At 59.6% G+C, this 23,241-nt stretch carries 23 protein-coding genes, 4 tRNA genes and 1 pseudogene; 25 read left to right on the top strand and 3 right to left on the bottom strand.

Features of this window, described 5'->3' with window-relative positions:
- Positions 1 to 39 precede the first annotated feature (39 nt).
- From PSJE_RS10570 to pyrF, 11 genes are all read left to right on the top strand, one after another.
- A complete protein-coding gene (locus PSJE_RS10570) occupies positions 40 to 1,065 on the top strand; it encodes an NAD(P)H-dependent glycerol-3-phosphate dehydrogenase (protein ID WP_057713665.1) in 1,026 nt (341 codons plus the stop codon).
- Between the two features lie 31 nt (positions 1,066 to 1,096).
- The gene (locus tag PSJE_RS10565; protein WP_057713666.1) at positions 1,097 to 1,444 is read left to right on the top strand and encodes a DUF4389 domain-containing protein; all 348 of its coding nucleotides are present in this window, start codon (positions 1,097 to 1,099) and stop codon (positions 1,442 to 1,444) included.
- The gene (sixA, locus tag PSJE_RS10560; RefSeq protein ID WP_057713667.1) at positions 1,441 to 1,896 is read left to right on the top strand and encodes a phosphohistidine phosphatase SixA; all 456 of its coding nucleotides are present in this window, start codon (positions 1,441 to 1,443) and stop codon (positions 1,894 to 1,896) included. Before PSJE_RS10565 ends, sixA begins: the two co-directional genes overlap by 4 nt.
- 227 nt (positions 1,897 to 2,123) lie before the next feature.
- A complete protein-coding gene (locus PSJE_RS10555) occupies positions 2,124 to 3,791 on the top strand; it encodes an AMP-binding protein (RefSeq protein WP_090457269.1) in 1,668 nt (555 codons plus the stop codon).
- Between the two features lie 32 nt (positions 3,792 to 3,823).
- On the top strand, positions 3,824 to 4,267 hold the full coding sequence (locus tag PSJE_RS10550; RefSeq protein ID WP_090457267.1) for a hotdog fold thioesterase: 444 nt from the start codon (positions 3,824 to 3,826) through the stop codon (positions 4,265 to 4,267).
- A 113-nt stretch (positions 4,268 to 4,380) separates the two neighbouring features.
- The gene (locus tag PSJE_RS10545; RefSeq protein ID WP_046042984.1) at positions 4,381 to 5,187 is read left to right on the top strand and encodes an alpha/beta fold hydrolase; all 807 of its coding nucleotides are present in this window, start codon (positions 4,381 to 4,383) and stop codon (positions 5,185 to 5,187) included.
- Entirely contained in the window at positions 5,184 to 6,038 is an 855-nt protein-coding gene (locus tag PSJE_RS10540) for an alpha/beta hydrolase (RefSeq protein WP_090457266.1), read from the top strand. Before PSJE_RS10545 ends, PSJE_RS10540 begins: the two co-directional genes overlap by 4 nt.
- 50 nt (positions 6,039 to 6,088) lie before the next feature.
- On the top strand, positions 6,089 to 6,748 hold the full coding sequence (locus PSJE_RS10535) for a glutathione S-transferase family protein (protein WP_090457264.1): 660 nt from the start codon (positions 6,089 to 6,091) through the stop codon (positions 6,746 to 6,748).
- 8 nt (positions 6,749 to 6,756) lie between these two features.
- Positions 6,757 to 7,563: a DUF4892 domain-containing protein gene (locus PSJE_RS10530; protein ID WP_090457262.1), complete on the top strand. Its 807-nt coding sequence runs from the start codon at positions 6,757 to 6,759 to the stop codon at positions 7,561 to 7,563.
- 69 nt (positions 7,564 to 7,632) lie between these two features.
- Complete coding sequence (locus PSJE_RS10525; RefSeq protein ID WP_090457260.1) at positions 7,633 to 8,688, top strand: AI-2E family transporter; 1,056 nt, start codon at positions 7,633 to 7,635, stop codon at positions 8,686 to 8,688.
- Positions 8,689 to 8,901: 213 nt separating this feature from the next.
- Positions 8,902 to 9,600, top strand: coding sequence for an orotidine-5'-phosphate decarboxylase (pyrF, locus tag PSJE_RS10520; protein ID WP_008016546.1), 699 nt, complete (start codon positions 8,902 to 8,904; stop codon positions 9,598 to 9,600).
- A 131-nt stretch (positions 9,601 to 9,731) separates the two neighbouring features.
- On the opposite strand, the gene PSJE_RS10515 is transcribed toward pyrF, so the two are convergent.
- A complete protein-coding gene (locus PSJE_RS10515) occupies positions 9,732 to 10,736 on the bottom strand; it encodes an NADP-dependent oxidoreductase (RefSeq protein WP_090457259.1) in 1,005 nt (334 codons plus the stop codon).
- 238 nt (positions 10,737 to 10,974) lie between these two features.
- On the opposite strand from PSJE_RS10515, the gene PSJE_RS10510 reads away from it, so the two are divergent.
- The 4 genes and pseudogenes from PSJE_RS10510 to PSJE_RS32150 all read left to right on the top strand — a co-directional run bounded on the left by PSJE_RS10510 (position 10,975) and on the right by PSJE_RS32150 (position 15,461).
- Entirely contained in the window at positions 10,975 to 11,736 is a 762-nt protein-coding gene (locus tag PSJE_RS10510; RefSeq protein WP_090457257.1) for an SDR family oxidoreductase, read from the top strand.
- Between the two features lie 266 nt (positions 11,737 to 12,002).
- Positions 12,003 to 13,388: an aminotransferase-like domain-containing protein gene (locus tag PSJE_RS10505; protein ID WP_090457255.1), complete on the top strand. Its 1,386-nt coding sequence runs from the start codon at positions 12,003 to 12,005 to the stop codon at positions 13,386 to 13,388.
- Between the two features lie 108 nt (positions 13,389 to 13,496).
- Positions 13,497 to 14,600, top strand: a pseudogene (locus tag PSJE_RS32155) (HAMP domain-containing protein); the annotation flags it as partial.
- Positions 14,580 to 15,461, top strand: coding sequence for a methyl-accepting chemotaxis protein (locus PSJE_RS32150; RefSeq protein ID WP_371918576.1), 882 nt, complete (start codon positions 14,580 to 14,582; stop codon positions 15,459 to 15,461). The pseudogene PSJE_RS32155 and the gene PSJE_RS32150, both read left to right, overlap by 21 nt.
- 222 nt (positions 15,462 to 15,683) lie before the next feature.
- On the opposite strand, the gene PSJE_RS10495 is transcribed toward PSJE_RS32150, so the two are convergent.
- A complete protein-coding gene (locus tag PSJE_RS10495) occupies positions 15,684 to 16,442 on the bottom strand; it encodes a hypothetical protein (protein ID WP_057713677.1) in 759 nt (252 codons plus the stop codon).
- A gap of 385 nt (positions 16,443 to 16,827) precedes the next feature.
- Between PSJE_RS10495 and PSJE_RS10490 the strand changes: the two genes are divergently transcribed.
- The 4 genes from PSJE_RS10490 to PSJE_RS10475 all read left to right on the top strand — a co-directional run bounded on the left by PSJE_RS10490 (position 16,828) and on the right by PSJE_RS10475 (position 17,240).
- Positions 16,828 to 16,903, top strand: a tRNA-Glu gene (locus PSJE_RS10490).
- Between the two features lie 2 nt (positions 16,904 to 16,905).
- Positions 16,906 to 16,981 (top strand) — tRNA-Gly (locus tag PSJE_RS10485).
- A 104-nt stretch (positions 16,982 to 17,085) separates the two neighbouring features.
- Positions 17,086 to 17,161: transfer RNA gene (locus PSJE_RS10480), tRNA-Glu, on the top strand.
- Between the two features lie 3 nt (positions 17,162 to 17,164).
- Positions 17,165 to 17,240: transfer RNA gene (locus PSJE_RS10475), tRNA-Gly, on the top strand.
- 58 nt (positions 17,241 to 17,298) lie between these two features.
- Here PSJE_RS10475 and PSJE_RS10470 read toward each other — a convergent pair.
- Complete coding sequence (locus PSJE_RS10470; protein WP_090457252.1) at positions 17,299 to 18,168, bottom strand: AraC family transcriptional regulator; 870 nt, start codon at positions 18,166 to 18,168, stop codon at positions 17,299 to 17,301.
- A gap of 407 nt (positions 18,169 to 18,575) precedes the next feature.
- Here PSJE_RS10470 and PSJE_RS10465 point away from each other — a divergent pair, with 407 nt between their 5' ends.
- The 6 genes from PSJE_RS10465 to PSJE_RS10440 all read left to right on the top strand — a co-directional run bounded on the left by PSJE_RS10465 (position 18,576) and on the right by PSJE_RS10440 (position 23,233).
- Positions 18,576 to 18,767, top strand: a complete 192-nt coding sequence (locus tag PSJE_RS10465; protein WP_090457250.1) for a Flp family type IVb pilin — start codon at positions 18,576 to 18,578, stop codon at positions 18,765 to 18,767.
- Positions 18,768 to 18,920: 153 nt separating this feature from the next.
- Positions 18,921 to 19,112 carry a Flp family type IVb pilin gene (locus tag PSJE_RS10460; protein WP_090457978.1) on the top strand — a complete coding sequence of 64 codons (192 nt, stop codon included), beginning with the start codon at positions 18,921 to 18,923 and terminating at the stop codon, positions 19,110 to 19,112.
- A gap of 27 nt (positions 19,113 to 19,139) precedes the next feature.
- Positions 19,140 to 19,670: an A24 family peptidase gene (locus PSJE_RS10455; protein ID WP_090457248.1), complete on the top strand. Its 531-nt coding sequence runs from the start codon at positions 19,140 to 19,142 to the stop codon at positions 19,668 to 19,670.
- Positions 19,671 to 19,672: 2 nt separating this feature from the next.
- The gene (locus PSJE_RS10450; RefSeq protein WP_090457246.1) at positions 19,673 to 21,001 is read left to right on the top strand and encodes an AAA family ATPase; all 1,329 of its coding nucleotides are present in this window, start codon (positions 19,673 to 19,675) and stop codon (positions 20,999 to 21,001) included.
- Positions 21,002 to 21,016: 15 nt separating this feature from the next.
- Positions 21,017 to 21,832 carry a Flp pilus assembly protein CpaB gene (gene cpaB / locus PSJE_RS10445; protein WP_090457244.1) on the top strand — a complete coding sequence of 272 codons (816 nt, stop codon included), beginning with the start codon at positions 21,017 to 21,019 and terminating at the stop codon, positions 21,830 to 21,832.
- 75 nt (positions 21,833 to 21,907) lie between these two features.
- Entirely contained in the window at positions 21,908 to 23,233 is a 1,326-nt protein-coding gene (locus tag PSJE_RS10440; RefSeq protein ID WP_090457242.1) for a pilus assembly protein TadG-related protein, read from the top strand.
- The last annotated feature ends 8 nt before the right edge of the window (positions 23,234 to 23,241 follow it).

Raw genomic sequence — 23,241 nt, 5'->3', positions numbered from 1 at the left:
ATGCCGACATCGCCACTGGTATGGATTAACGGATTGCATATGACTGAACAGCGCCCGATTGCGGTCCTGGGAGGCGGAAGTTTTGGAACCGCCGTGGCTAATCTGCTGGCCGAGAACGGGCATCAGGTCCTTCAGTGGATGCGTGACCCCGAACAGGCCGAGGCCATTCGGGTCAATCGCGAGAACCCGCGTTACCTCAAAGGCATCAAGATTCTGCCCGGCGTCACGCCGGTCACCGACCTGCAAGCCACCCTGGACGCCTGCGACCTGTGTTTCGTCGCATTGCCCTCCAGTGCGCTGCGCTCGGTGTTGGTACCGCACGCCGAACGTTTGAGCGGCAAAATGCTCGTGAGCCTGACCAAAGGCATCGAAGCCCACACGTTCAAGTTGATGAGCGAGATCCTCGAAGAGATCGCCCCGCAGGCGCGCATCGGCGTCCTGTCCGGACCCAACCTGGCCCGTGAAATCGCCGAGCACGCGCTGACCGCCACGGTGGTCGCCAGTGAAGACGAAGAACTCTGCCAGCAGGTTCAGGCCGCGCTGCACGGACGCACCTTTCGTGTGTACGCCAGCGCCGATCGTTTCGGCGTGGAGCTGGGCGGGGCGCTGAAAAATGTCTACGCGATCATCGCCGGCATGGCGGTGGCGCTGGGCATGGGAGAAAATACCAAGAGCATGCTGATTACCCGGGCATTGGCGGAAATGACCCGCTTCGCGGTGAACCAGGGTGCCAACCCGATGACCTTCCTGGGGCTGGCCGGCGTGGGCGATCTGATCGTGACCTGTTCGTCGCCCAAGAGCCGCAACTATCAGGTCGGCTTCGCCCTCGGCCAGGGCCTGAGCCTGGACGAGGCGGTCACGCGCCTGGGCGAAGTCGCCGAAGGGGTCAATACCCTTAAAGTGCTCAAGGCCAAGGCGCAGGAGGTTGGCGTGTACATGCCGCTGGTCGCCGGGCTGCACGCGATCCTGTTCGAGGGGCGCACGCTGGAGCAGGTCATCGGTCTGTTAATGCGTGGCGAGCCGAAAACCGACGTCGACTTTATTTCCACCAGTGGTTTCAACTAATCACGCTTGCCAGAAAAGCAGGGAGTTGCGCATGAACGATCCAAAAATAGAAGCCAAGTACGAGTCCATCCTGCTGCGGGTGCTGTGGATGATCCTCTTCGTGCTGGTGTGGCAAGTGGCGCAGTTCATCCTCGGCGCCGTCGTGCTGGTGCAGTTGATCTATCGTTTGTTCTATGGCGCCCCAAGCGCCAGCTTGATGAATTTCGGCGACAGCCTGAGCCAGTTTCTGGCGCAGATCGGTCGTTTCGGCAGCTTTCACAGCGACCAGAAGCCCTGGCCGTTCGCCGACTGGCCGACGCCGCGTACACCGGAAGGTGAGGCGCCGCATGTCGTGGCACCGGCACCGCATCCGGCCCGAGATGAGGAACCCAAGCTATGAAACTCTGGGTATTGCGTCATGGTGAAGCTGTACCACACGGCTCCCGCCCCCACGATTCGGAGCGGGAATTGACGGATAACGGTCGTAAGGAAGTATTGAAAATCGCCGCAGAGCTGATGGGTCAGCCACTGACCGGCATTTACGCCAGCCCGTACCTGCGAGCGCAGCAAACAGCGCATCTGGTGCGAGATGCATTGGGTTTCGAACCGGAAATCCGCACCGTCGAGTGGCTGACACCGGACACGGAGCCGGACAAGGTGGCCGAACAGATGGTCGCGGTAAGCAACGTTTTGCTGGTCAGTCACAACCCGCTGGTGGGGAATCTGCTGAGCTACCTGCAGCATGGTGCCGGACATCCGCCGGAAAGGGTCAGCACTGCCGGTCTGGCGGAGCTCAAGGGTGAAGAGCTGCTGGTCGGGTCAATGAAACTCGACAGCATCAAGCATCCCTGACCACGGGTTTCATAGGGCAAAGCTTGACTTGAAGTGGGCGCCCAACACTGTGGGAGCGAGCTTGCTCGCGATAGCGTCAAGCCAGTCGACATCCATGTTGAATATTCGTCCGCCATCGCGAGCAAGCTCGCTCCCACAGATGTAGAAAGTTTTGTATGAAATAGTCAACCAAGCACTTGCTTGGTTGACTACGCTTGCTCCAGACCAAAATCACAGGAGCGAGTCGCATGTCTGCTGCTTTTCGTTTGCCGCTGGACGTTTTCTACGAGCGTGAGGCCCGTCATCCCCGCCAGCGCTTTCTGGTCCAGCCTGTCGGGGGCGGCCAGGTCGAGACCTTGACCTGGGCGGACGTCGGTCATCAAGCACGCTGCGCCGCCCACTGGCTGAGAGCGCGGGAACTGCCGCAGGGCAGCCATATCGCCCTGATCTCGAAAAACTGTGCGCACTGGATCGTTGCCGATCTCGCGATCTGGATGGCCGGGCATGTGTCGGTGCCGTTGTACCCAAACCTGACCGCCGAGACCGTTGCCCAGGTACTCGAACATTCGCAAGCAGCGCTGGCATTCATCGGCAAGCTCGACGACTGGCCAGGTATGTCCCGTGGTGTCAGCCCCGACCTGCCGACCATCAGCCTGCCCCTGCATCCTCCCGGCGACTTTGATTTCAGTTGGGACGACCTGCAACGCAGTTCGCCCATCCAGGACAATCCCAAGCCCGACGCCGACCAACTGGCGACCATCATTTACACGTCCGGCACCACGGGCATGCCCAAGGGTGTGATGCACAGCTTCGGCACTCTGGGGTTTGCCACCACCCGCGGCACTGCGTTGTTCGGTCTCAACGAGTCGGACCGGCTGCTGTCCTACCTGCCGCTGTGCCACGTTGCCGAGCGCATGTTCGTCGAGCTGGCATCGATCTATACCGGCCAAACGGTGTTTTTCGCCGAGAGCCTCGATACCTTCCTCACCGACCTGCGCCGTGCGCGCCCGACCGCACTGTTTGGCGTGCCGCGCATCTGGACCAAATTCCAGATGGGCGTGTACAGCAAGATCCCGGCAAAACGTCTCGACTTCCTGCTCGGCCTGCCGATCATCGGCAAACGGCTCGGGCATAAAGTCCTCGCCGGGTTGGGGCTGGATGCGCTGCGCATCGCGTTGTCCGGCGCGGCTCCGGTACCGCAGACCTTGTTGCAGTGGTACCGCAAACTGGGGTTGGACGTGCTGGAGGTCTACGGCATGACCGAGAGTTGCGGCTACTCCCACATCGGCCTGCCGGGCCAGAACAAACCGGGCTGGATCGGCAAGCCGTGTCCGGAAGTCGAAGTGCGGATCGCCGAGACGGGGGAGGTCATGGTGCGCAGTGGTGCGACCATGCTCGGGTATTACAAGGAACCGGAAAAAACCGCCGACACCATTACCGAGGACGGCTTCCTGCGTACCGGCGACAAGGGCGAGGAGGACGCCGAAGGCAATCTGCGCCTGACCGGGCGCCTGAAGGAAATCTTCAAGACCAGCAAAGGCAAGTACGTGGCCCCGGCACCGATTGAAAATCGCCTGGCCGTGCATTCGCGCATCGAACAGGTCTGCGTGGTGGGCGATGGCTTGAGTGCGCCGCTGGGTTTGTGCGTGTTGTCGGCGGTCGGCCAGCAGGATGCCGGCGGGGCCGCGCGCGCCGGTTTGCATTCGAGCCTGGAAAAACTGCTGGAGGAGGTCAATGGTGCCCTCGACAAGCATGAACAACTTCGGCGCCTGGTGGTGGTCAAGGACAGTTGGGCCGTGGAAAACGGCTTTCTTACCCCGACCCTGAAGATCAAGCGCAACGTGATCGAAGCGGCTTACGGTGAACGCTTTGAGGAATGGAGCGAGCGCAGCGAAGCGGTGCTGTGGCAGGATTGATCCACGAACAAAACCAACGAGGAAACTCTGCGATGAGCCTGTGGCGCACCACCCCGAACATCGAGCAGTTGAACGCAATCCAGAAAAACACCATCGGCGAAGTGCTGGACATCCGTTTCGAAGCTTTTGACGATGAGTCCCTGACCGCCAGCATGGTCGTCGATCACCGCACCCATCAGCCTTACGGCTTGCTGCATGGCGGTGCCTCGGTGGTGCTGGCCGAATCGGTCGGCTCGATGGCCAGCTACCTGTGCATCGATGCCAGCAAATTCTATTGCGTGGGCCTGGAAATCAACGCCAACCATTTGCGCGGCCTGCGCAGCGGACGGGTGACGGCGGTGGCCAAGCCGATCCACATCGGCCGCACGACCCATGTCTGGGATATTCGGTTGACCAGCGATGAGGGCAAGGCCAGTTGTGTGTCGCGACTGACCATGGCAGTGGTGCCCTTGGGGGAGAATCCGCCGACGCGTTGAACCAAAACCATAGCTTTGACCGGACTGTCATCATTCCTGTCAGTTACGGTCATTGCTGTAGGACGCGGTCTTGCGGACAATCTACGCCTGTTCTCGCTCATGGATTTGCAGGTATGTCGCAACAGATCTTTTTCGCCCACGCCAATGGATTTCCTTCGGGGACCTACGGCAAGTTGTTTGCGGCGCTGGCACCCGAGTTTCAGGTGACGCATCTGGAGCAGCACGCCCACGACCCGCGTTTCCCGGCGGACGACAATTGGTACAACCTGGTGGATGAGCTGATCCATCACCTGCAACAACAGGCCGAACCCGTGTGGGGCGTCGGTCACTCCTTCGGTGGCGTGTTGCACCTGCATGCGGCCTTGCGTTGCCCCGAGTTGTATCGCGGCGTGGTGATGCTCGACTCGCCAGTGCTGACCCGGACCGATCAATGGGTCATACGGGCGGCCAAACGCTTTGGTTTCATCGACCGCTTGACCCCGGCCGGGCGTACCCTGGGCCGCCGTGAAGAATTCGCCGACCTGGAAAGCGCCCGGAAGTATTTCGCCGGAAAAACCCTGTTTCGTGGCTTCGACCCGGAATGTTTCGATGCCTACCTGCAACACGGCTTGCATCAGGTCGGCGACAAGTTGCGCCTGCGGTTCGACCCGGCCACGGAAATCAGCATCTATCGCGGTGTGCCGCACACCAGCCCGGGCAGCACCCGGCAGTTGCAAGTGCCGCTGGCGGTAGTACGCGGGCACAACAGCCGCGTGGTGATGCGCCATCACGCCAGTTCGGTCGACCGCCTGCCGTTGGGCGAGTCGTTGACCATGCCTGGTGGCCACATGTTTCCGCTCGAACGTCCCCTTGATACCGCTGACATGCTCAAAGGCCTGTTCTACCGTTGGGGCGGCCGTCGACAACAGGATTGCGCATGAACCACGTCGTCGAAGAGGTCCGCCTGAGCCTGCCGCACATCGAACTGGCGGCGCACCTGTTCGGTCCTGAAGACGGATTGCCGGTCATTGCCCTGCATGGCTGGCTGGACAACGCCAACAGTTTTGCCCGTCTGGCGCCGAAGCTTAAAGGCCTGCGCATCATCGCCCTGGACATGGCCGGTCACGGTCATTCCGGGCATCGCCCGCCGGGAGCCGGTTACGCCATGTGGGACTATGCCCACGATGTGCTGCAAGTGGCCGACCAGCTTGGACTGCGCAGGTTTGCGCTGATGGGGCATTCGATGGGCGCCATTGCTTCGTTGATCATCGCCGGGTCGATGCCCGAGCGGGTTACCCACCTGGCGTTGATCGACGGCATCATTCCTCCTACAGACAAAGGTGAAAACGCTGCCGAGCGCATGGGCATGGCCCTGCAGGCGCAACTGGATCTGCGGGAAAAGCGCAAACCGGTCTACGACACCCTCGACCGAGCCGTCGAAGCGCGCATGAAAGGCCTGGTGGCGGTCAGCCGCGAGGCCGCAGAACTGCTGGCGCAGCGTGGCCTGATGCCGGTGCCGGGCGGTTACACCTGGCGCACCGACAATCGCCTCACACTGCCATCGCCGCTACGCCTTACCACCGAACAGGCCATGGCCTTCGTCCAGCGGGTCAAGTGTCCTGCAACACTGGTGGTTGCCGCCGACGGCATGCTCGCCAAACACCCAGAGTTGCTGGAGCGTCTACCCTTTAGCCGGGAACAGCTGCCAGGCGGCCACCATTTGCACCTCAATGATGAGTCTGGTGCCGATCTTGTCGCAGACTGTTTCAATCGGTTTTTCGCCATTCCTTGACTTGCGCCGGGCAACTGTCGAGGCTTGGCGGGTTGAAAAGGGAGACAACCATGATAGATCTCTACACCGCTGCGACCCCGAATGGCCACAAGGTCTCTATCGTGCTCGAGGAACTCGGCCTGCCCTACACGGTGCATGCCTTGAGTTTCGACAAAAAGGAGCAGAAGTCCGCGGACTTCCTCAAGATCAACCCCAATGGCCGGATTCCGGCGATTGTCGACCGCGCCAATGGCGATTTCGCCGTGTTCGAGTCAGGCGCCATCCTGATTTACCTCGCTGAACAGACCGGCAAACTGATGCCATCGGACCCGAAGGGGCGTTCGCTGGTATTGCAGTGGCTGATGTTCCAGATGGGGGGCATCGGCCCGATGCAGGGCCAGGCCAACGTGTTCTTCCGCTACTTTCCGGAAAAACTCCAGGGTGCCATCGACCGGTATCAGCATGAAACCCGTCGCCTCTACGAAGTGCTCGACACGCGGTTGCAAAGCGTGGAGTTCCTCGCCGATCAGTACAGCATTGCCGACATTGCCACCTTTCCCTGGGTGCGCGGCTACGAGTGGTCGGGCGTCTCGGTGGAAGGCTTGACGGCGTTGCAACGCTGGATGGCAACCATGGAGGACCGGCCGGCGGTGCAGCGTGGCCTGCAAGTACCGAAACGCGCCGATGAAGCCAGTATTATCAAGGGCGCCCAGGCCATGCTGATCCGATGAGTCTATCCATGCGTTCATTCAGTTTGCTGGTGCTGTGCAGTTTCAGTCCCTTGTTATTCGCCGCCGATGTTCCGGGCAGTCAGGACCTGCCGATAGTGCCGCGCATGGTCGACGCCCAGATTGTCGACTATCGCCCCGCCGCCGAACTGGAGCGGATCTACCCGTTGGGCTCGATCCGTAAAATCAGTGGCCAGTTACGATTCGACGGCCAGGTCAGTGCCCGCGGCAACGTCACTTCGGTGACCTACGAATTACCCTCGGAGCATTCATCCATCGAGGCGTTCACCGCTGCCCGCGAGGCTTTGCAACAGCAGGACGCCGGGTTGCTCTTCTGGTGCCAGGCGCGCGATTGCGGTGAAAGCAGCCTCTGGGCCAACCAGGTCTTTGGCAACGCCAAGCTGTATGGCGCCGACGATCAGCAAGCCTATTTGTTGCTGCGACTTGCTGCTCCAAGGGACAACACGCTCGTTGCGCTGTACAGCATCACCCGCGGTAATCGCAAAGCCTACCTGCATGTCGAACAGTTCGAGGCTTCGACACCGCTGGGCGAGTTGTTACCGACCTCCGCGACCTTGCTGCGTGAACTCAAGAGCACCGGCGAACTTGATTTTGCCACGTTGAACAGCGCACCTGACGAGACCTGGCTCCGCTTGATTTCTCGCGGACTGAATCTGGACACCACCTTGCGGGTCAGCATTTCCGGAGCGAACGCCGAAGCCTGGCGTCAGGCCCTGATTGGCCAGGGCGTGCGTGCCGCGCGGCTGGAAACCGGTAGTGCCGAAGGCTCTGGCCTGCACATCGAGCTATTGCGCTAGGCTGTACCGGGCGAGCGTGTACGTCGCGTTCGCCTACTCTTTTGCTGACTGACTTTTTCGAGACTTTTAATGATCAATAACGATCGCCTGTTGGTGCAGATCCTGCTCGTGGCGTTGTTCGGCGCGAGCTTCTGGGTGATGGCGCCGTTCTGGTCGGCGATGTTCTGGGGCGCGGTCCTGGCGTTTGCCAGTTGGCCGCTGATGCGCTTGCTGACCCGTTGGCTCAATGGCCGCGAGTCGCTGGCGGCGGCATTGCTGACGCTGGGCTGGATGGTGTTGGTAGCGGCACCCTTGGTGTGGCTGGGTTTCAACCTTGCCGATCATGTGCGCGATGCCACGGCATTCATCAAGGATGCACAGGTTGAGGGGCTTCCCGAAGCGCCGCTGTGGCTGGGTTCGATTCCCCTGGTGGGCGGGCGGCTGGTAGGGATCTGGAACAGCATCGACGAGCAGGGCGCGGCGATGATGGTGTCGCTCAAGCCTTATCTGGGGCAGGTGGGTAACTGGTTGCTGGCGCGCAGCGCGCAGATCGGCGGCGGTATTCTCGAACTGACCCTGAGCGTCGTCTTCGTGTTCTTTTTCTATCGTGACGGGCCGCGCCTGGCGGCATTTGTACACACACTGCTGGAGCGGCTGATCGGTCAACGGGCCGGCTACTACATTGAGCTGGTGGCGGGCACAGTACAGCGGGTGGTGAACGGTGTGATCGGCACTGCGGCGGCCCAGGCGATCCTGGCGCTGATCGGGTTCCTGATTGCCGGCGTACCGGGTGCGCTGGTGCTTGGCATCGTGACGTTCATGCTCAGCCTGATCCCGATGGGCCCGCCGCTGGTGTGGATTCCGGCGACCGCGTGGCTGGTCTGGAAAGGCGAGTACGGGATGGCCATATTCCTCGGGATCTGGGGCACATTCATCATCAGCGGTGTCGACAACGTGCTCAAACCGTACCTGATCAGCCGTGGCGGCAACCTGCCGCTGGTCATTGTGCTGCTTGGGGTGTTTGGCGGGTTGATTGCCTTTGGCTTTATCGGCCTGTTCATCGGCCCGACATTGCTGGCGGTGGCCTACAGCCTGTTGATCGACTGGAGCACGACCCAGGCACGGGGTGAAGATCGCCGGCCCTGAGGCGGGAAGTGCTGTTGTAGGGACCCGTTGTGGTTGCCGAGGGTTGCGGGTCAGGGTGTTGCGGGCGTGTCGTGTGTGTATTGAACTCGACACAATGGCCTCAAGGGCTAGTCTTGCCTGAGCCGTCGCGACGATTTACCGATCATCGGGTCCCGCAGCGGCGCTGGTTCCGCTACAATGCGCGCCGATTTCGACTTGCCTGAGAGCCCACTCATGTCCGCCTGCCAGACTCCCATCATCGTCGCCCTGGATTTCCCTACCCGTGACGCCGCACTGAAGCTGGCCGATCAGTTGGACCCGAAGCTGTGCCGGGTCAAAGTCGGCAAGGAACTGTTCACCAGCTGCGCCTCGGAAATCGTCGGCACCCTGCGCGACAAGGGTTTCGAAGTGTTCCTGGACCTCAAGTTCCACGACATCCCGAACACCACCGCGATGGCCGTCAAGGCGGCTGCTGAAATGGGCGTGTGGATGGTTAACGTGCATTGCTCCGGCGGCCTGCGCATGATGGCTGCGTGCCGTGAAGTGCTGGATCAGCGCACCGGTCCTAAACCACTGCTGATCGGCGTGACCGTGTTGACCAGCATGGAGCGTGAAGACCTGGCGGGCATCGGCCTGGACATCGAGCCACAGGAGCAGGTGCTGCGCCTGGCCGCCCTGGCGGAAAAAGCCGGGATGGACGGCCTGGTGTGCTCGGCCCTCGAAGCCCAGGCACTGAAAGCGGCGCACCCGTCGCTGCAACTGGTGACCCCGGGGATTCGTCCGGCGGGCAGCGCCCAGGACGATCAGCGCCGCATTCTGACGCCACGTCAGGCGCTGGATGCCGGTTCCGACTATCTGGTGATCGGCCGTCCGATCAGCCAGGCGGCGGATCCAGCCAAGGCATTGGCGTCGGTTGTGGCTGAACTGGCCTAAACACCGCTAAACCTGTGGGAGCGAGCTTGCTCGCGATGGGGGAGGATCAGTGACATCAATGTTGCCTGACACTCCGCTATCGCGAGCAAGCTCGCTCCCACAGTGGTTTTTGGGTGAGTCTAAATATCGGGTTAGACCTTCAACACCAACTTCCCGAAGTTCTCGCCGCTGAACAATTTCATCAGCGTCTCCGGGAAAGTCTCCAGTCCTTCGACAATATCTTCCTTGCTCTTGAGCTGCCCCTTGGCCATCCAGCCGGCCATTTCCTGGGCTGCGCTGGCGTATTGGGCGGCGTAGTCCATCACCACAAAACCTTCCATGCGCGCGCGGTTGACCAGCAGTGACAGGTAATTGGCCGGTCCTTTGACCGCTTCCTTGTTGTTGTACTGGCTGATGGCACCGCAAATCACCACCCGCGCCTTCATGTTCAGGCGGCTCAACACCGCGTCGAGAATGTCGCCACCCACGTTATCGAAATACACGTCGACACCCTTCGGGCACTCGCGCTTGAGGCCGGCGAGGACGTCTTCGCTCTTGTAGTCGATAGCGCCATCGAAACCCAGTTCATCGATCAGGAACTTGCACTTGTCGGCGCCACCGGCGATGCCAACCACCCGGCACCCTTTGATCTTGGCGATCTGCCCGGCAATGCTGCCCACGGCGCCCGCCGCGCCCGACAGCACCACGGTGTCACCGGCCTTCGGAGCGCCGACGTCGAGCAGGGCGAAGTACGCCGTCATCCCGGTCATGCCCAGCGCGGACAGGTAACGTGGCAGCGGTGCCAGTTTCGGATCGACCTTGTAGAAGCCTCGGGGTTCGCCGAGGAAGAAATCCTGCACACCCAGGGCGCCGTTGACGTAATCCCCGACCGCGAACCCCGGGTTGTTCGACGCAATGACTTTGCCCACACCCAAGGCGCGCATGACTTCGCCGAGCCCGACCGGCGGGATGTAGGACTTGCCCTCGTTCATCCATCCACGCATGGCCGGATCCAGGGACAGGTATTGGTTTTCGACCAGTATCTGACCCGCCGCCGGCTCGCCGACCGGTACTTCCTGGTAGGTGAATGTCTCGCGGGTCGCCGCGCCAACCGGACGTTTGGCGAGCAGGAATTGGCGATTGGTCTGGGAGGTCATGGCAGGCACTCAAGTTGAATGAAGCTTTGTTGATAGCCGGTCAGCGACGATGCTGCAAGTTCGGCTGATGCGGCGAATGCAGGTTGATCCAGTGCAGTGATAGTTGGTACGGCAGTTCCATCACTGCAACTCATGGGCGCCCAACCGGAGCCTTGATAGTGCTGCCGTGTTCAAGACCTCCATGGCTAGACTGGTCCTACGTGATTCCCCGCATTCTTCTTTTTGAGGGCATAACAAAATGAGCATGACGTTTTCTGGCAAGGTGGTCGTGGTGACAGGCGGGGCGGCCGGTATTGGCCGCGCGACCGCCCAGGCATTTGCCGCCGAGGGCCTGAAGGTAGTAGTGGCCGATATGGACGTGGCAGGCGGCGAGGGCACGGTGGCGCTGATTCGTACAGCCGGTGGCGAAGCGACCTTCGTGCGCTGCAACGTTACCTTGGAAAACGATGTAAAAAATCTGATGGGGGAGGTGATCAATACTTACGGTCGCCTCGACTATGCCTTCAACAATGCAGGCATCGAAATCGAGAAGGGCAAGTTGGCCGAAGGTACGCTCGACGAGTTCGACGCGATCATGGGCGTCAATGTCAAAGGTGTCTGGCTGTGCATGAAATACCAGTTGCCGTTGCTGCTGGCGCAAGGGGGCGGTGCGATCGTCAATACGGCATCGGTGGCCGGCCTTGGGGCGGCGCCGAAAATGAGCATCTACGCAGCCTCTAAACATGCGGTGATCGGCCTGACCAAGTCGGCGGCCATCGAATATGCCAAGAAGAAAATCCGGGTCAACGCCGTGTGTCCGGCGGTGATCGACACGGATATGTTCCGCCGCGCTTATGAAGCCGACCCGAAAAAAGGCGAGTTCGCCAACGCCATGCATCCGGTCGGTCGCATCGGCAAGGTCGAAGAGATCGCCAGCGCGGTGCTGTACCTGTGCAGCGATGGCGCGGCATTCACCACGGGGCACTCATTGGCCGTGGACGGTGGCGTTACCGCGTTTTAACACGACACACCAATACCAGACACACTGCGAACCTGTGGGAGCAAGCTTGCTCGCGATGACGGAGTGTCAGTCGACATCTATGTTGGCTGGCTCCGCGCCATCGCGAGCAAGCTCGCTCCCACAGGTTTTTTTTGGGTTCCGCTGAAGGGCCAGGCAATGTGTATCAAATGATTAGATCGAATGGTTTTGGCGGCGTTGTCGCACAAGTCTTCGAGTACGCCTGTGATTAACTGCTTATCGCAAAATCAACAGGGGTTTGCTTGCTCATGGAATTGAGAATCGACCGACAGGCGCTGGTGCCCGTCGTACAGCAAATTGTTGACGCGCTGACCTGCTGGCTTCATTCCAGCGGGGTATCGCCCGGTACGCGCCTGCCTTCGGTGCGACAGATCGCGCGGATCAATTTGCTCAGTCAGTTAAGCGTCGCTCAGGCTTGTGAACGCCTGGTGACACAGGGAATGCTGGTGTCAGGTCATGGAGCCGGCTATGCGGTTGCCGATCCGGCATTGGCCACAGGTACAAAGCACGAGCCGGTGTGGTTCGAGGGGGCGGAGCCCGATCACGGGCCTTTTTCGAGTGAGTTGAGGCTGGGCTGTGGCGGGCTGCCTGAAAGCTGGCGCGAGACAGACGATCTGACTTACGCGATTCGGCAAGTCAGTCGTACCGACACGGCCAGCCTGTTCAACTACAGCACGCCGCTGGGTTTGCCAGCCTTGCGACAACAGATCCTCAAGCACCTCAGGCAGCTGGATATTCGGGCAAAGGACAACCGGATCATGACCACGGCGGGTGCCAGTCAGGGGCTCGACCTGATTGTGCGGACGCTGTTCAAGGCCGGTGACTGTGTGATCGTGGAGAGTCCCGGTTATCCGGTGCTGTTCGATCTGCTCAGGCTGCACGGCATCCACATGGTCGAGATACCGCGAACACCGCGCGGGCCGGACGTGGAGGTGCTCGAGTCGGTGCTGGTCAAACACCGCCCCCAAGGGCTGTTCATCAATAGCTTCTATCACAACCCGACCGGCAGCAGCCTTGCACCGGTGGTGGCGCGCCGCGTGCTGCAACTGGCCAGGACCTTCGGCGTGCAGGTGATCGAAGACGACGTTTATGCGGATTTGCACAGCGGTTCCGGTATGCGACTGGCTGCGCTGGACGACGATGTGATCTACGTGGGCAGCTTTTCCAAGACCCTCAGCAGTTCCTTGCGGGTCGGTTTCGTGGTGGCCGATGCCGAAGTCATTACACGTCTGGCCGAGGTCAAGATGATCAGCGGCATGGGCGCCTCGCGATTTTGCGAATCGGTGCTGGCGTGCCTGTTGGCTAATGGTGCCTACCGCAAACTGGTACAGCGTCAGCGCCAACGCTTGAGCAGCGACCGGCTGGTGGTGCTGCAATTGCTCGAAGATGCCGAATGGGAAGTGTTCGGCAAGCCGGCGGGAGGCCTGTTCATCTGGGCGCGATCACGAATGTCCGACTACGATCAGCTGCGAACCCAGGCACGGCGCCTGGGTGTACTGCTGTCATCGAAGACCGCCTTCAACCCCTCGGGTGAGGCCAGTGACTGGCAGCGTATCAACGTGACATATGCCTGCGATCCGCGTGCCCGGGCGTTCTTTCAGGCCACTGCCCGGGATCGACCTCAAGCGTTCTGAAAACGACGTTGACGTAGCTTTTTGCCATTATTCCGGAGCCAGAGCCTTGTGTTGCCACTGGCCCGTTGCGAATCTGCGTCTACAGACTTTGGCAGGGGACTAAGTGCAATGAAATCGGCCGTGCAAGGACGTTTTGCCAACCTCGGTATGGCGAAAAAACTGGGTGTCGGGTTTGTCCTGGTGCTGTTGTTGACTGCGCTGGTGGCGGGCATTGGCGTTTGGTCCCTGCAAACCATCAGCCAGCGCTTCGATGGGCTCAAGCAAATGTCATCGCTCAACAGCGGTTTGCTCAAGGTGCGGCTACTGGAGCAGGAGTACGCCTTGCACGGCAATCCGAAAACCGTCGATGCCCTGCACGAGGGCGTCGATGGCTTGATCGCCCTGGCCGGCCAGCTCAAGGCCGCGTCTGCGGCCAACGTGCCGGTGATGAATGATGTCGAACAGTCCCTGGGAGCCTATCGCAAGGCCTTCGACGAGTTTGTCTCGCTCACCCAGGCCAAGGACCTGGCGCTGGAAATGGCCAGTTGGTCGGTGTCCAGCGTGGCCAATAACCTTGATGTATTGCAATCCGGGCTCACCGATGACGGCGCCTATACGCTGAAAGACTCCGAAGGCAAAGACGGTGCGCAATTCATCGAGCAGGCCAGCCAGGTCAGCCAGGTTTCACGCTTGATGCTGCAAGCCATGAATGAAGCGCGTGTGCGTCTGGATCAAAGCCGCAAAGGCGACGACAGCGCCGGGCAGGGCAAGATCGAACAGGCCAGCCAGGCATTGGCCCAGGCCGAACAGCTCAAGACTACGGTCAAGGACGAGGGTTACCAGACCGTCCTCAATGAGGTGATGGGTCATATCGTCAGTTTCAGTGACAAGCTCGCCGAGTACACCGGCCTGCTGGAACAGGAAAAAACCGTCTATCAACAATTACACCAGCGCGCAGCCCAAGTGGTCGAGCGGGTGGATCAGGCTTATGTCGCGCAAGACCTGGCGATGCAGGCTGAACTGAAAAAGAACTCGCTGCTGATCATTGGCTCTTCCGCCCTGGCCTTGCTGGTTGGGTTGGTTGCCGCGTGGATCATCACCCGGTTGATCGTGGCACCGCTGCGCCGTGTGATTCAGGTGGCGCAGCAGATTGCCTCAGGGGATTTGAGTGCGACCATTGACGTGACCCGCCGTGACGAAATCGGCCAGTTGATGCAGGCAATGCAACAAATGGGCGCGGGGCTCAGCCATATAGTCAGCGGCTTGCAGTCGGGTATCGAGCAGTTGGCGACTTCCGCCCAATCGTTGTCGGCGGTGACTGAACAGACCAATCTCGAAGTCAGCACGCAGAAGGAGGAAACCGAACAGGTCGCCACCGCAATGAATCAGATGACGGCCACGGTGCATGATGTCGCGCGTAATGCAGAGGAAGCTGCGCTGGCCGCGCAAACCGCTGACGGCAAGGTCGAAAGTGGTCAGCAGGTGGTGCGCCAGAGCATGGCGCGGATCGAGCAGTTGGCGGACTCGGCCACCTCGGCCAGTTCGAGCATCGAAAGCCTCAGTGCGGAAATCCAGAACATCGGCACGGTCTTGAGTGTGATCAAAAGCGTGGCGGAGCAAACCAATCTGCTGGCGTTGAACGCGGCGATCGAGGCGGCCCGGGCCGGCGAGCAGGGCAGGGGCTTTGCAGTGGTGGCCGATGAGGTGCGTGCGCTGGCCAAGCGAACCCAGCAATCGACCGAGGAAATCGAACGCCTGGTCAGCGCTTTGCGCTCGGCGGCGCAGTCGTCGGTGCAGCAGATCCAGAGCAGTGGCGAGTTGGTGAAGCTGGCGGTCAGCGATGCCTTGCAGACCGAGAGTGCGCTGGGAAGCATTGCGGCGGCGGTATCGTTGATCCAGCAGATGAACCAGCAGATCGCCGCGGCAGCCGAGGAACAGAGCTCGGTGGCCGAGGAGATCAACCGCAGTGTCACCAGTATTCGCGCCAGTGCCGATCAGTCATCGCTGGCGATGCAGGGCAATGCCGCGTCGAGTATTCAGCTGGCGCAACTGGGGGTTGAACTGAAGGGGATGGTGGGGCATTTCAGGCTTTGAAATGATCTTCGGCCAGGCTAAAAAAGCCACCTCTCGGTTAATGCTCATCAGTTAACACACTAAACCTGTGGGAGCGAGCTTGCTCGCGATGGCGGACTGTCAGGCACCCCTTGTGTGACTGTCCAACCGTCATCGCGAGCAAGCTCGCTCCCACAGGGTGGCGGTGTTCAAACCGTTGACTGATCGGAATTAACCTCTAGGTGGCTTTTCCATTTTCGCTGATCAGTCGTAGATCGCTTTCTTCTTCCAGTCTGCGTCAGCCTCGACGTCCTTGAGGCCTTCGGTCAACTGGTTGACCTCACCTTCGACCGGAGCGATGCGATCCATGACCTGGTCGTTGGCCCTGGCCAGGAGTTTTTCCAGGTACTCCAGTTGCTCGGCATAGACCTGTGGTTCCTGCTGTTTGCGCAGGTATTGCACGCCACGTTCGAATGCCAGGCGGGCCTGCCCGGGCTGGTTCTGTTGCAGGGAGTGCTGGCCGAGGTTGTTGAAGAACTCGATGTGCAGCAGCACCAGGATGTGCCGCACTTCACGAATCCAGCGCTTGGCTTCGTTGGGGGGCAGGAAGCCGTCCTGGGCCGCGCGGGTAACCTGGCCGTGCAGGGCTTCGAGCAGGAAGCGTACATCCTTGGCCTTGGCTTCAGTCTGGATCGGTGCCGGCGGATTGTTGACCGGGATGGATTCACCCTGGCCGACAAGGGCCTCCAGTTCGGCGATCCGTGCCTTGAGGTTGGCGCTGGATTTTTCCAGGTTAAGCAGGCGCTGGCAGACGTTCAGTTCCAGGCGGGCCAACAGCAGCTTGAGGGCCGGGGTCATCAGCTGGCCGGGGAACGTCTCGGTGATTTCGCCGCAGCGTCGCAGGCGATCGTTGAGCTCAATCTTGGTACGGGCCTTTTCCAGCTTGTTGTTTTCCACCACATGGTTCATGTAGCCAATGGCGATCAACAGCGCGATCCCGGCTACGACTAGCAGGGTGATCATGAGTGGCGTCACCGGTAAGACCTCTTTATAGGTTACGCATGCGGGTTGAGTGGCTTGGCATTTGAGCCCCCAGGCCCGCACGACGGGTTGGATCGGACATGCTTGTTCTTGTATCGGCCGGAGCAACGCTTCTATGAATGATGGCACTCGATACTCAGATTGCCATCATCGGGTGGACTATAACGTCTTGGCGGGTGCCAGAATATAGGCGTCAAACGCCGGGCAGCGGAAAAACCGCAATGGCTCCCAAAAGCAGGGCGAAGTCATTGATTTAAATAAATTTATATCAGGGGGTTGACGACCTCTCAATCCATCCATAGAATGCGCGCCACTTGCAGCGTAAAGCACACAGCGAAACGAAGCAGGGAGTGAATGTTGTACGTGTGTCCCCTTCGTCTAGTGGCCTAGGACACCGCCCTTTCACGGCGGTAACAGGGGTTCGAGTCCCCTAGGGGACGCCAATGCGGGAATAGCTCAGTTGGTAGAGCACGACCTTGCCAAGGTCGGGGTCGCGAGTTCGAGTCTCGTTTCCCGCTCCAATTTTAAACAGCGTTGCTTTCGGGCAGGGCTGAGTGAAACCAGAACCAAGTCTTCGGATGCGGCTCTGGACACCGAAACACACACCATGTGTTCCGGGTAGCGTGTCCCCTTCGTCTAGTGGCCTAGGACACCGCCCTTTCACGGCGGTAACAGGGGTTCGAGTCCCCTAGGGGACGCCATTTGCGGGAATAGCTCAGTTGGTAGAGCACGACCTTGCCAAGGTCGGGGTCGCGAGTTCGAGTCTCGTTTCCCGCTCCATATTTAACGAAAACGCCGCTCATTGAGCGGCGTTTTTGTTTGCGTGTAAAAAACCGGATCAACCGCTGAGGCTTTGTACCAGGCTTTCGAGCGCTTCAGAGGTTTCTTCATCCTGCTCCAGTTGCACAGCGGCAGCCGCTCTGAGTTGGCGTGCCAGGCGGTATTCGCTGGGCGTGCAGTTGGCGAACTGCTTGAACGCACGAGCGAAGTAGGAAGGATCCTTGAAGCCGGCCTCATAGCCAATGCTGGTAATCGGCATCTGGCTGTTGTCGAGCAGATCTTTGGCGAAGTTCATGCGCTTGTCCAGGATGTAATCCGTGAAGCCAAGCCCATTGGCTTCCTTGAACAGGCGGCTGAAGCGAAATGTCGTCATGCCGCAGCGCTGTGCCAATTCCCTCTGATCGATGCTGTCTCGAAAGTGCTGTTCGATGTACAGCATGACATTGCTCAGCGCCTGGTGTTTTTGATGTCCTGAGGTCCGCCGGATGCTGTCCGGCAGGGTCGGGGCGTGGTCGATTTGCGATGATTTGACCTGGCCGTGGGCATTTCGGCGCAGCTCGCAGAGCTGCACCACCGCCGTCAGGTAACGCTTCTTCTCGGTGGTCGAGAGCGGGAGCACCATGTATTCCCAGACGCTGGAGCGCATGGCCCATACAGCCAGTTCCTCCGAGTGCTGCACGGTGAACATGGTGATCGGGATGCTGGGGGTGGTGCGTTTGATCTCCAGCAACAGCCTCAAGCCTGGCGTGTCAGGGCGATCAAAATGGACGCAGATCATGTCTGCCTGTTCCCTGATGGGCAGCACGGAGTTTTTCGCCAGATTGCAGTCGCAGGAACCCTCGAACTGCGCGACGAGTTCTTTCGTGGAACGATCATGAGTCAGATCGAACCACAGGAGTGATGGCCTTCTGCTTACATTCGACGTCATGTCTCTACTCTGAGGTTCTTGGTGACTCTCTTCGCCAGTATTGCCAAGGTGCTATCACTTTGCAGATTTAATCCTGATAGGAGAGACGATTTTTAGTTCTATTCGCTATATAGGTTGTCTGAACGGCAGCCCCGGGCGAGTGTTTGTTGGTGTGTTTTCGACAAACCGGGTTTAACCACTTGTCGCTTGTGAATCTATGACAAATGCCTTTGCGTTTCAGTGCCTTGTTTGCCCCTCCTCGTTACTTCTGCAAAAGCCAATGACCCGTATTTGGTCGCGGAGCAAAAAAGTCCTAGCGATGTGCAAAATCTTCCTAACGCCCATGCCTTGCAGCTGACTAGTGTTGAACTCAGGCAGCGCAGAAAGTACTGCCTCAGAAAAAACAACATTCGAGTGAGGTGGGCAAAATGATCATGCAAACAATCAAGGCTTCGGTAGTGAAGTTCGTCAAAGACGAAGATGGTCTGACCATTGTGGAGTATGCGGTGGCCGGTGGGCTGATTACGGTGGCTGTCGCCGCAATGTTTGTAACTTTGGGTACCAACGTGAACACCAAGATCACTGCGCTGTGCGCTGCGGTCAAAGGTGCTGCCTGCTGATGATTGCAACTCACGGTGGCGGGGCGCGGTGATATCCATGGAGCAACCGGTTTTTACTGTTTCATTAATAGACCGGGCAACTCAATGGACTTCGCGCTGTCCCCGCCAATGTACTTTCTGAGCCGTATGGCCGCTGAAGTGAGGTTCACAAAAATGACTCTGCAAACAATCAGAACTTCGATAAGCAAGTTCGCCAAAGATGAAGATGGCCTGACCATTGTGGAGTACGCCGTTGCCGGTGGGTTAATTACGGTAGCTGTTGCCGCAATGTTTGTAACTTTGGGCGGCGAGGTGAACACCAAGATCACCGCGCTGTGCGCTGCGGTCAAAGGTGCTGCCTGCTAACGATAATCTCGGTAGGGGAGACGCGCCATGTCCATGGAATTGCTGGTATCGACAGTTGTACTGCTAGGACTGCTGGGCGTCGCGGTGGTGAGCGATCTGCTTCGCCACCGTATTCCCAACATGCTGGTTCTGTTGGGCCTTGCCCTGGGACTGGGGGCTCAAATGTATTCGGGTGGCATCAGCGGATTGGGTGACAGTCTGTTGGGCATTCTGATCTGTTTTGCGCTGTTCCTGCCAATGTACGCCTTCGGTGGCATGGCCGCCGGTGACGTCAAGTTGATGGCCATGGTCGGCAGTTTTCTACCATTCCATTTTGCGTTGTGGGCTGCAATGTTCAGTTTGATAGCCGGCGGCGTATGCGGTTTTTTGATAGTGCTGTATCGCGGTCAACTGTTTCAGACCCTGGGGCGTTATTGGCTGATTCTAAGGGCACAGGCTTATCTGGCGCCAACTTCGGATGAAGTAGCCGGCAAGCCTTTTCCTTATTCGATTGCAATTTTGCTCGGCACGCTGGGCAGCATCTACTGGCAACTCGTTGCCAGTGGGTTGGGAGATTAGTCATGCATGTCATGGTTGATACTGATGCCTTCCCCAATGAGCGGGAAGCGGTGCAGCGACTGGCTCCTCAGCCGTGCACAATCCGCGAAACCGGTCTGACCGACAGTTTTCTCGGCGAGTTGGTGTGCAAGCATTTGTTTGACGCCGGTGTGCTGGACATGTCGCGGCTGGTGGACCGCCTGGCGCTGACCGGCGCGGTACTTGAAGAGGTCCTGGCGTTTCTGCGCAAGGATGGCCGTGTCGAAGTACTCGGCCAGGTGAGTCAAACGGGCGGGCAGATGTTGCGTTATGGCCTGACCGAACGTGGTCGCAGTGTCGCCCGCGATGCCCTGTCGCGCAGTGGCTATATCGGTGCGGCACCTTTCCCGGTGAGTACTTACCGGTCCCTGATCAAGCTACAGACCATTCACCATGGTCGCATCAACGCCAACGATATGCGCAATGCCCTGGCAGGCGTAGTGCTCACGGAGGAGATGCTCGATCAGTTGGGTGTGGCGATGAACTCCGGGCGCGCGATCATGATTTATGGCCCCGCGGGTACCGGCAAGACCTATGTCAGCAGTCGGCTGATCCGTCTGTTCGCCGAGGCCATCTGGGTCCCTCATGCCATCGTGATCAACGAGTCGGTGATCGAGATCTATGACCCGCAGGTGCATCAGCGCCTCGATGACAACGCTCAGCAGAACACCCTGATGCTCAACGAAGGCATCGACCGTCGATTGCTGTGCTGCAAACGCCCGATCGTCATCACTGGCGGCGAGTTGAGCATGGAACAGCTGGACGTTCGTTATGACCCTTTCACCCGTCAATACCAGGCTGCCCTGCAGCTCAAGGCCAGCAATGGCCTGTTCATCATCGACGACATGGGGCGCCAGCGCATGGCACCCGCCGAGCTGTTGAATCGCTGGATCGTCCCGATGGAAGAGAAGCGCGATTTCCTCAACCTGGGCGGTGGTCGGCATTGCGAGCTGCCATTCGATCTGATTCTGGTGTTTTCCACCAACCTCAATCCCCTGGAGCTGGCCGATGAGGCCTTCCTTCGCCGGATTGGCTACAAGCTGCAATTCGGTTACCTGAAGCCCGAGGAGTACGAAAAGATCTGGCGTATGGAAAGCGAGCGTCTGGGTATTTCTTATGACCCGTTGTTGGTGCGTTATGTGCTGCAAAGGCTTTATGCAAGTGAAGGCATGCCCCTGGTGCCCTGCCATCCCCGAGATCTCCTGAACATGGCGCTCGATCGCCAGCGTTATATCGGCGGTTCCGGACCACTGTCACCGAAAGAGTTGGAATGGGCCTGGCACAACTACTTCGTCCAGCTCAACTTTCTTTGATGCGGAGATACTGACATGAGCTCTCGTACGCTTACCCTGATAGGCGCTTCACTGGTCATGGGCCTTGGGGCTGCATGGATGGCCGACTCCTGGCTGAGCGCGCGGCTCAATGCCAGCCCGGATGACCACCTTCGAAACGTGGTGGTCGCCACGGTAGAGATTCCATTCGGGCAGATGGTCGAGGCCCAGCAGGTCACGACCGTACGTATGCCCATGGATACGATCCCGGACGATGCCTTCGATGCCAGCGAAAAAGCCGTGGGCAAGATCGCAACGTTCGACATTCTGCGCGGCGACATCGTGCGTGGTGCGCGTCTGAGCGAGCACCTGGGGGGGAGCACCCTGGCCTCTTTGATAGCGCCTGACAAGCGCGCGATATCGGTACGTGTGGACGATGTGGTCGGCGTCGGTGGATTCCTGTTGCCGGGTAACCGGGTCGATGTACTGGCGACCAAAACCACCAATGCCGGCAGTAACAGCGCCACGTCCAGGACCATCCTCGAGAACTTGCGGGTGTTGGCGGTGGATCAGACCGCGGGTACCGACAAGACCCAACCGGTCGTGGTACGTGCAGTGACGCTGGAAATGTCGGCCGCTGAAGCGGAAGCCCTGGTCACCGCGCAGACGGAAGGCAAGTTGCAACTGGCGCTGCGTAACCCACTGAACCTCGAGAAGAAAGCAGCGGCCGTTACGCCTGCTACGCCTGTTGCCCCGGCCATGGCTGTGGCCACCGCCGAGGCGCCAAAACGCGTGGTACAGCGCAGCAGTGGCGAGGGCGGGGGTATCACTGTTATCCGCGGTATCGAAGCCAAAGTAGTCAACATTCGCTGACAGGGCACAACCGGTATCCGGGCACCAGGGTATTGGCGGAGCCGATCCGGATCAGTATCGGCAATCGAGGGCTTGATGATGAATCTTCGTATTCAGCGGCCGTTCATTTCGACGCCAAGGCGCCAGGAAGGATCGGTGAGTGTATTGATGGTGATCGCGTTGGCGGCGATGGGCATGATGGCGGCGTTGGCTCTGGACGGCGGGCATCTGCTGCTGAACAAAACGCGCCTGCAGAATGCAGTGGACGCCTCCGCCCTGAGTGGCGCCAAGACCCTGAGTCAGGTGGCGGGTGGCGTCAACAGTGCCAGCGCGACGCGTACCGCCGCGCTCAATACACTGACACAGAATGCCAATGCCTCGGGCAACAATGAACTGGCCACGGCGATCGGCGGCAACGCAGGCGCATTTGCAGTGGTGGAACTGGCAAGCAGCGTCTACGGCCCGTTCTCCTACCCCGGACCGGCGGATGCCAAGTACGTTCGGGTATCGGTACCGAGCTATAACCTGACGGGTTTTTTCTGGAATTTCGCCCAGGCATTAGGCGCCTTGGGGAACAAGGCGGTGGCGGCGATCGCCACCGCTGGCCCCAGCCCTACCAGTCCTTGCGATCTCTCACCGTTGATGGTCTGTGGCGACCCGGCTCAATACAACCCGGGCGCCGGCATGTTCTGGGGCTTTCAATTTGGTGATTTGCAGGTGTTGAAGACGGCTGCCGGCAATTCGTCGCCCATTGGTCCAGGCAACTTTCAGTTACTCGATTTTGGCTCGGGTGGTAGTACGGTCAGGGAGGATCTGGCCGGAGGCGGCAAGGTCTGTCGCGATGTGGGGCAAGATGTCCAGACCGCCCCTGGCAACAAGGTCGGCCCTACCTCTCAAGGCCTGAATACGCGCTTCGGCATCTACAACGGTCCGGTCAGTGCCTCGGACTATCCGCCGGATCTGGTGACCACGTCCAGTAACCCTGCAATCACTGACGACGGCACAGGTCCGAAGTACCAGGGGCAAGCTATCACCTCAAGCAACGGCAATCTCACGGCGGGCGGTAACGCGATACTGGACTACAACGACTGGCGTGCGAGTGTTGCCGCGTGTGTGGCGGGGGGCAGTGGCTGTCAGGGCAATGGGGTGTTCGAGCGTCGGATGCTGAAAATCGTGGTGGGCAACTGCACCGGGAAAAATAGTGGTTCAACCTCGATCCCCGTCCTCGGGTTTGGCTGCTATTTCGTTGTGCAGCCAATGGATGGCGGCGGCGGGGAGGCGGAGATCTTCGGCCAGTTCGTGAAAGAGTGTGAAGGCGACAACGTGGCCGGCCCCTCGCCGTCAACCGATTCCGGCCCGCAGATCATTCAGCTCTACAAAACCTATTTCACCGGCAGCGGCACTCCGAGCACTGACTCATAGGAGGCGTC

The sequence above is a fragment of the Pseudomonas jessenii genome, assembly GCF_002236115.1.
In the GTDB taxonomy this organism is placed as follows: Bacteria; Pseudomonadota; Gammaproteobacteria; order Pseudomonadales; family Pseudomonadaceae; genus Aquipseudomonas; species Aquipseudomonas jessenii.
This window is presented reverse-complemented; position numbering and strand designations above follow the sequence as displayed.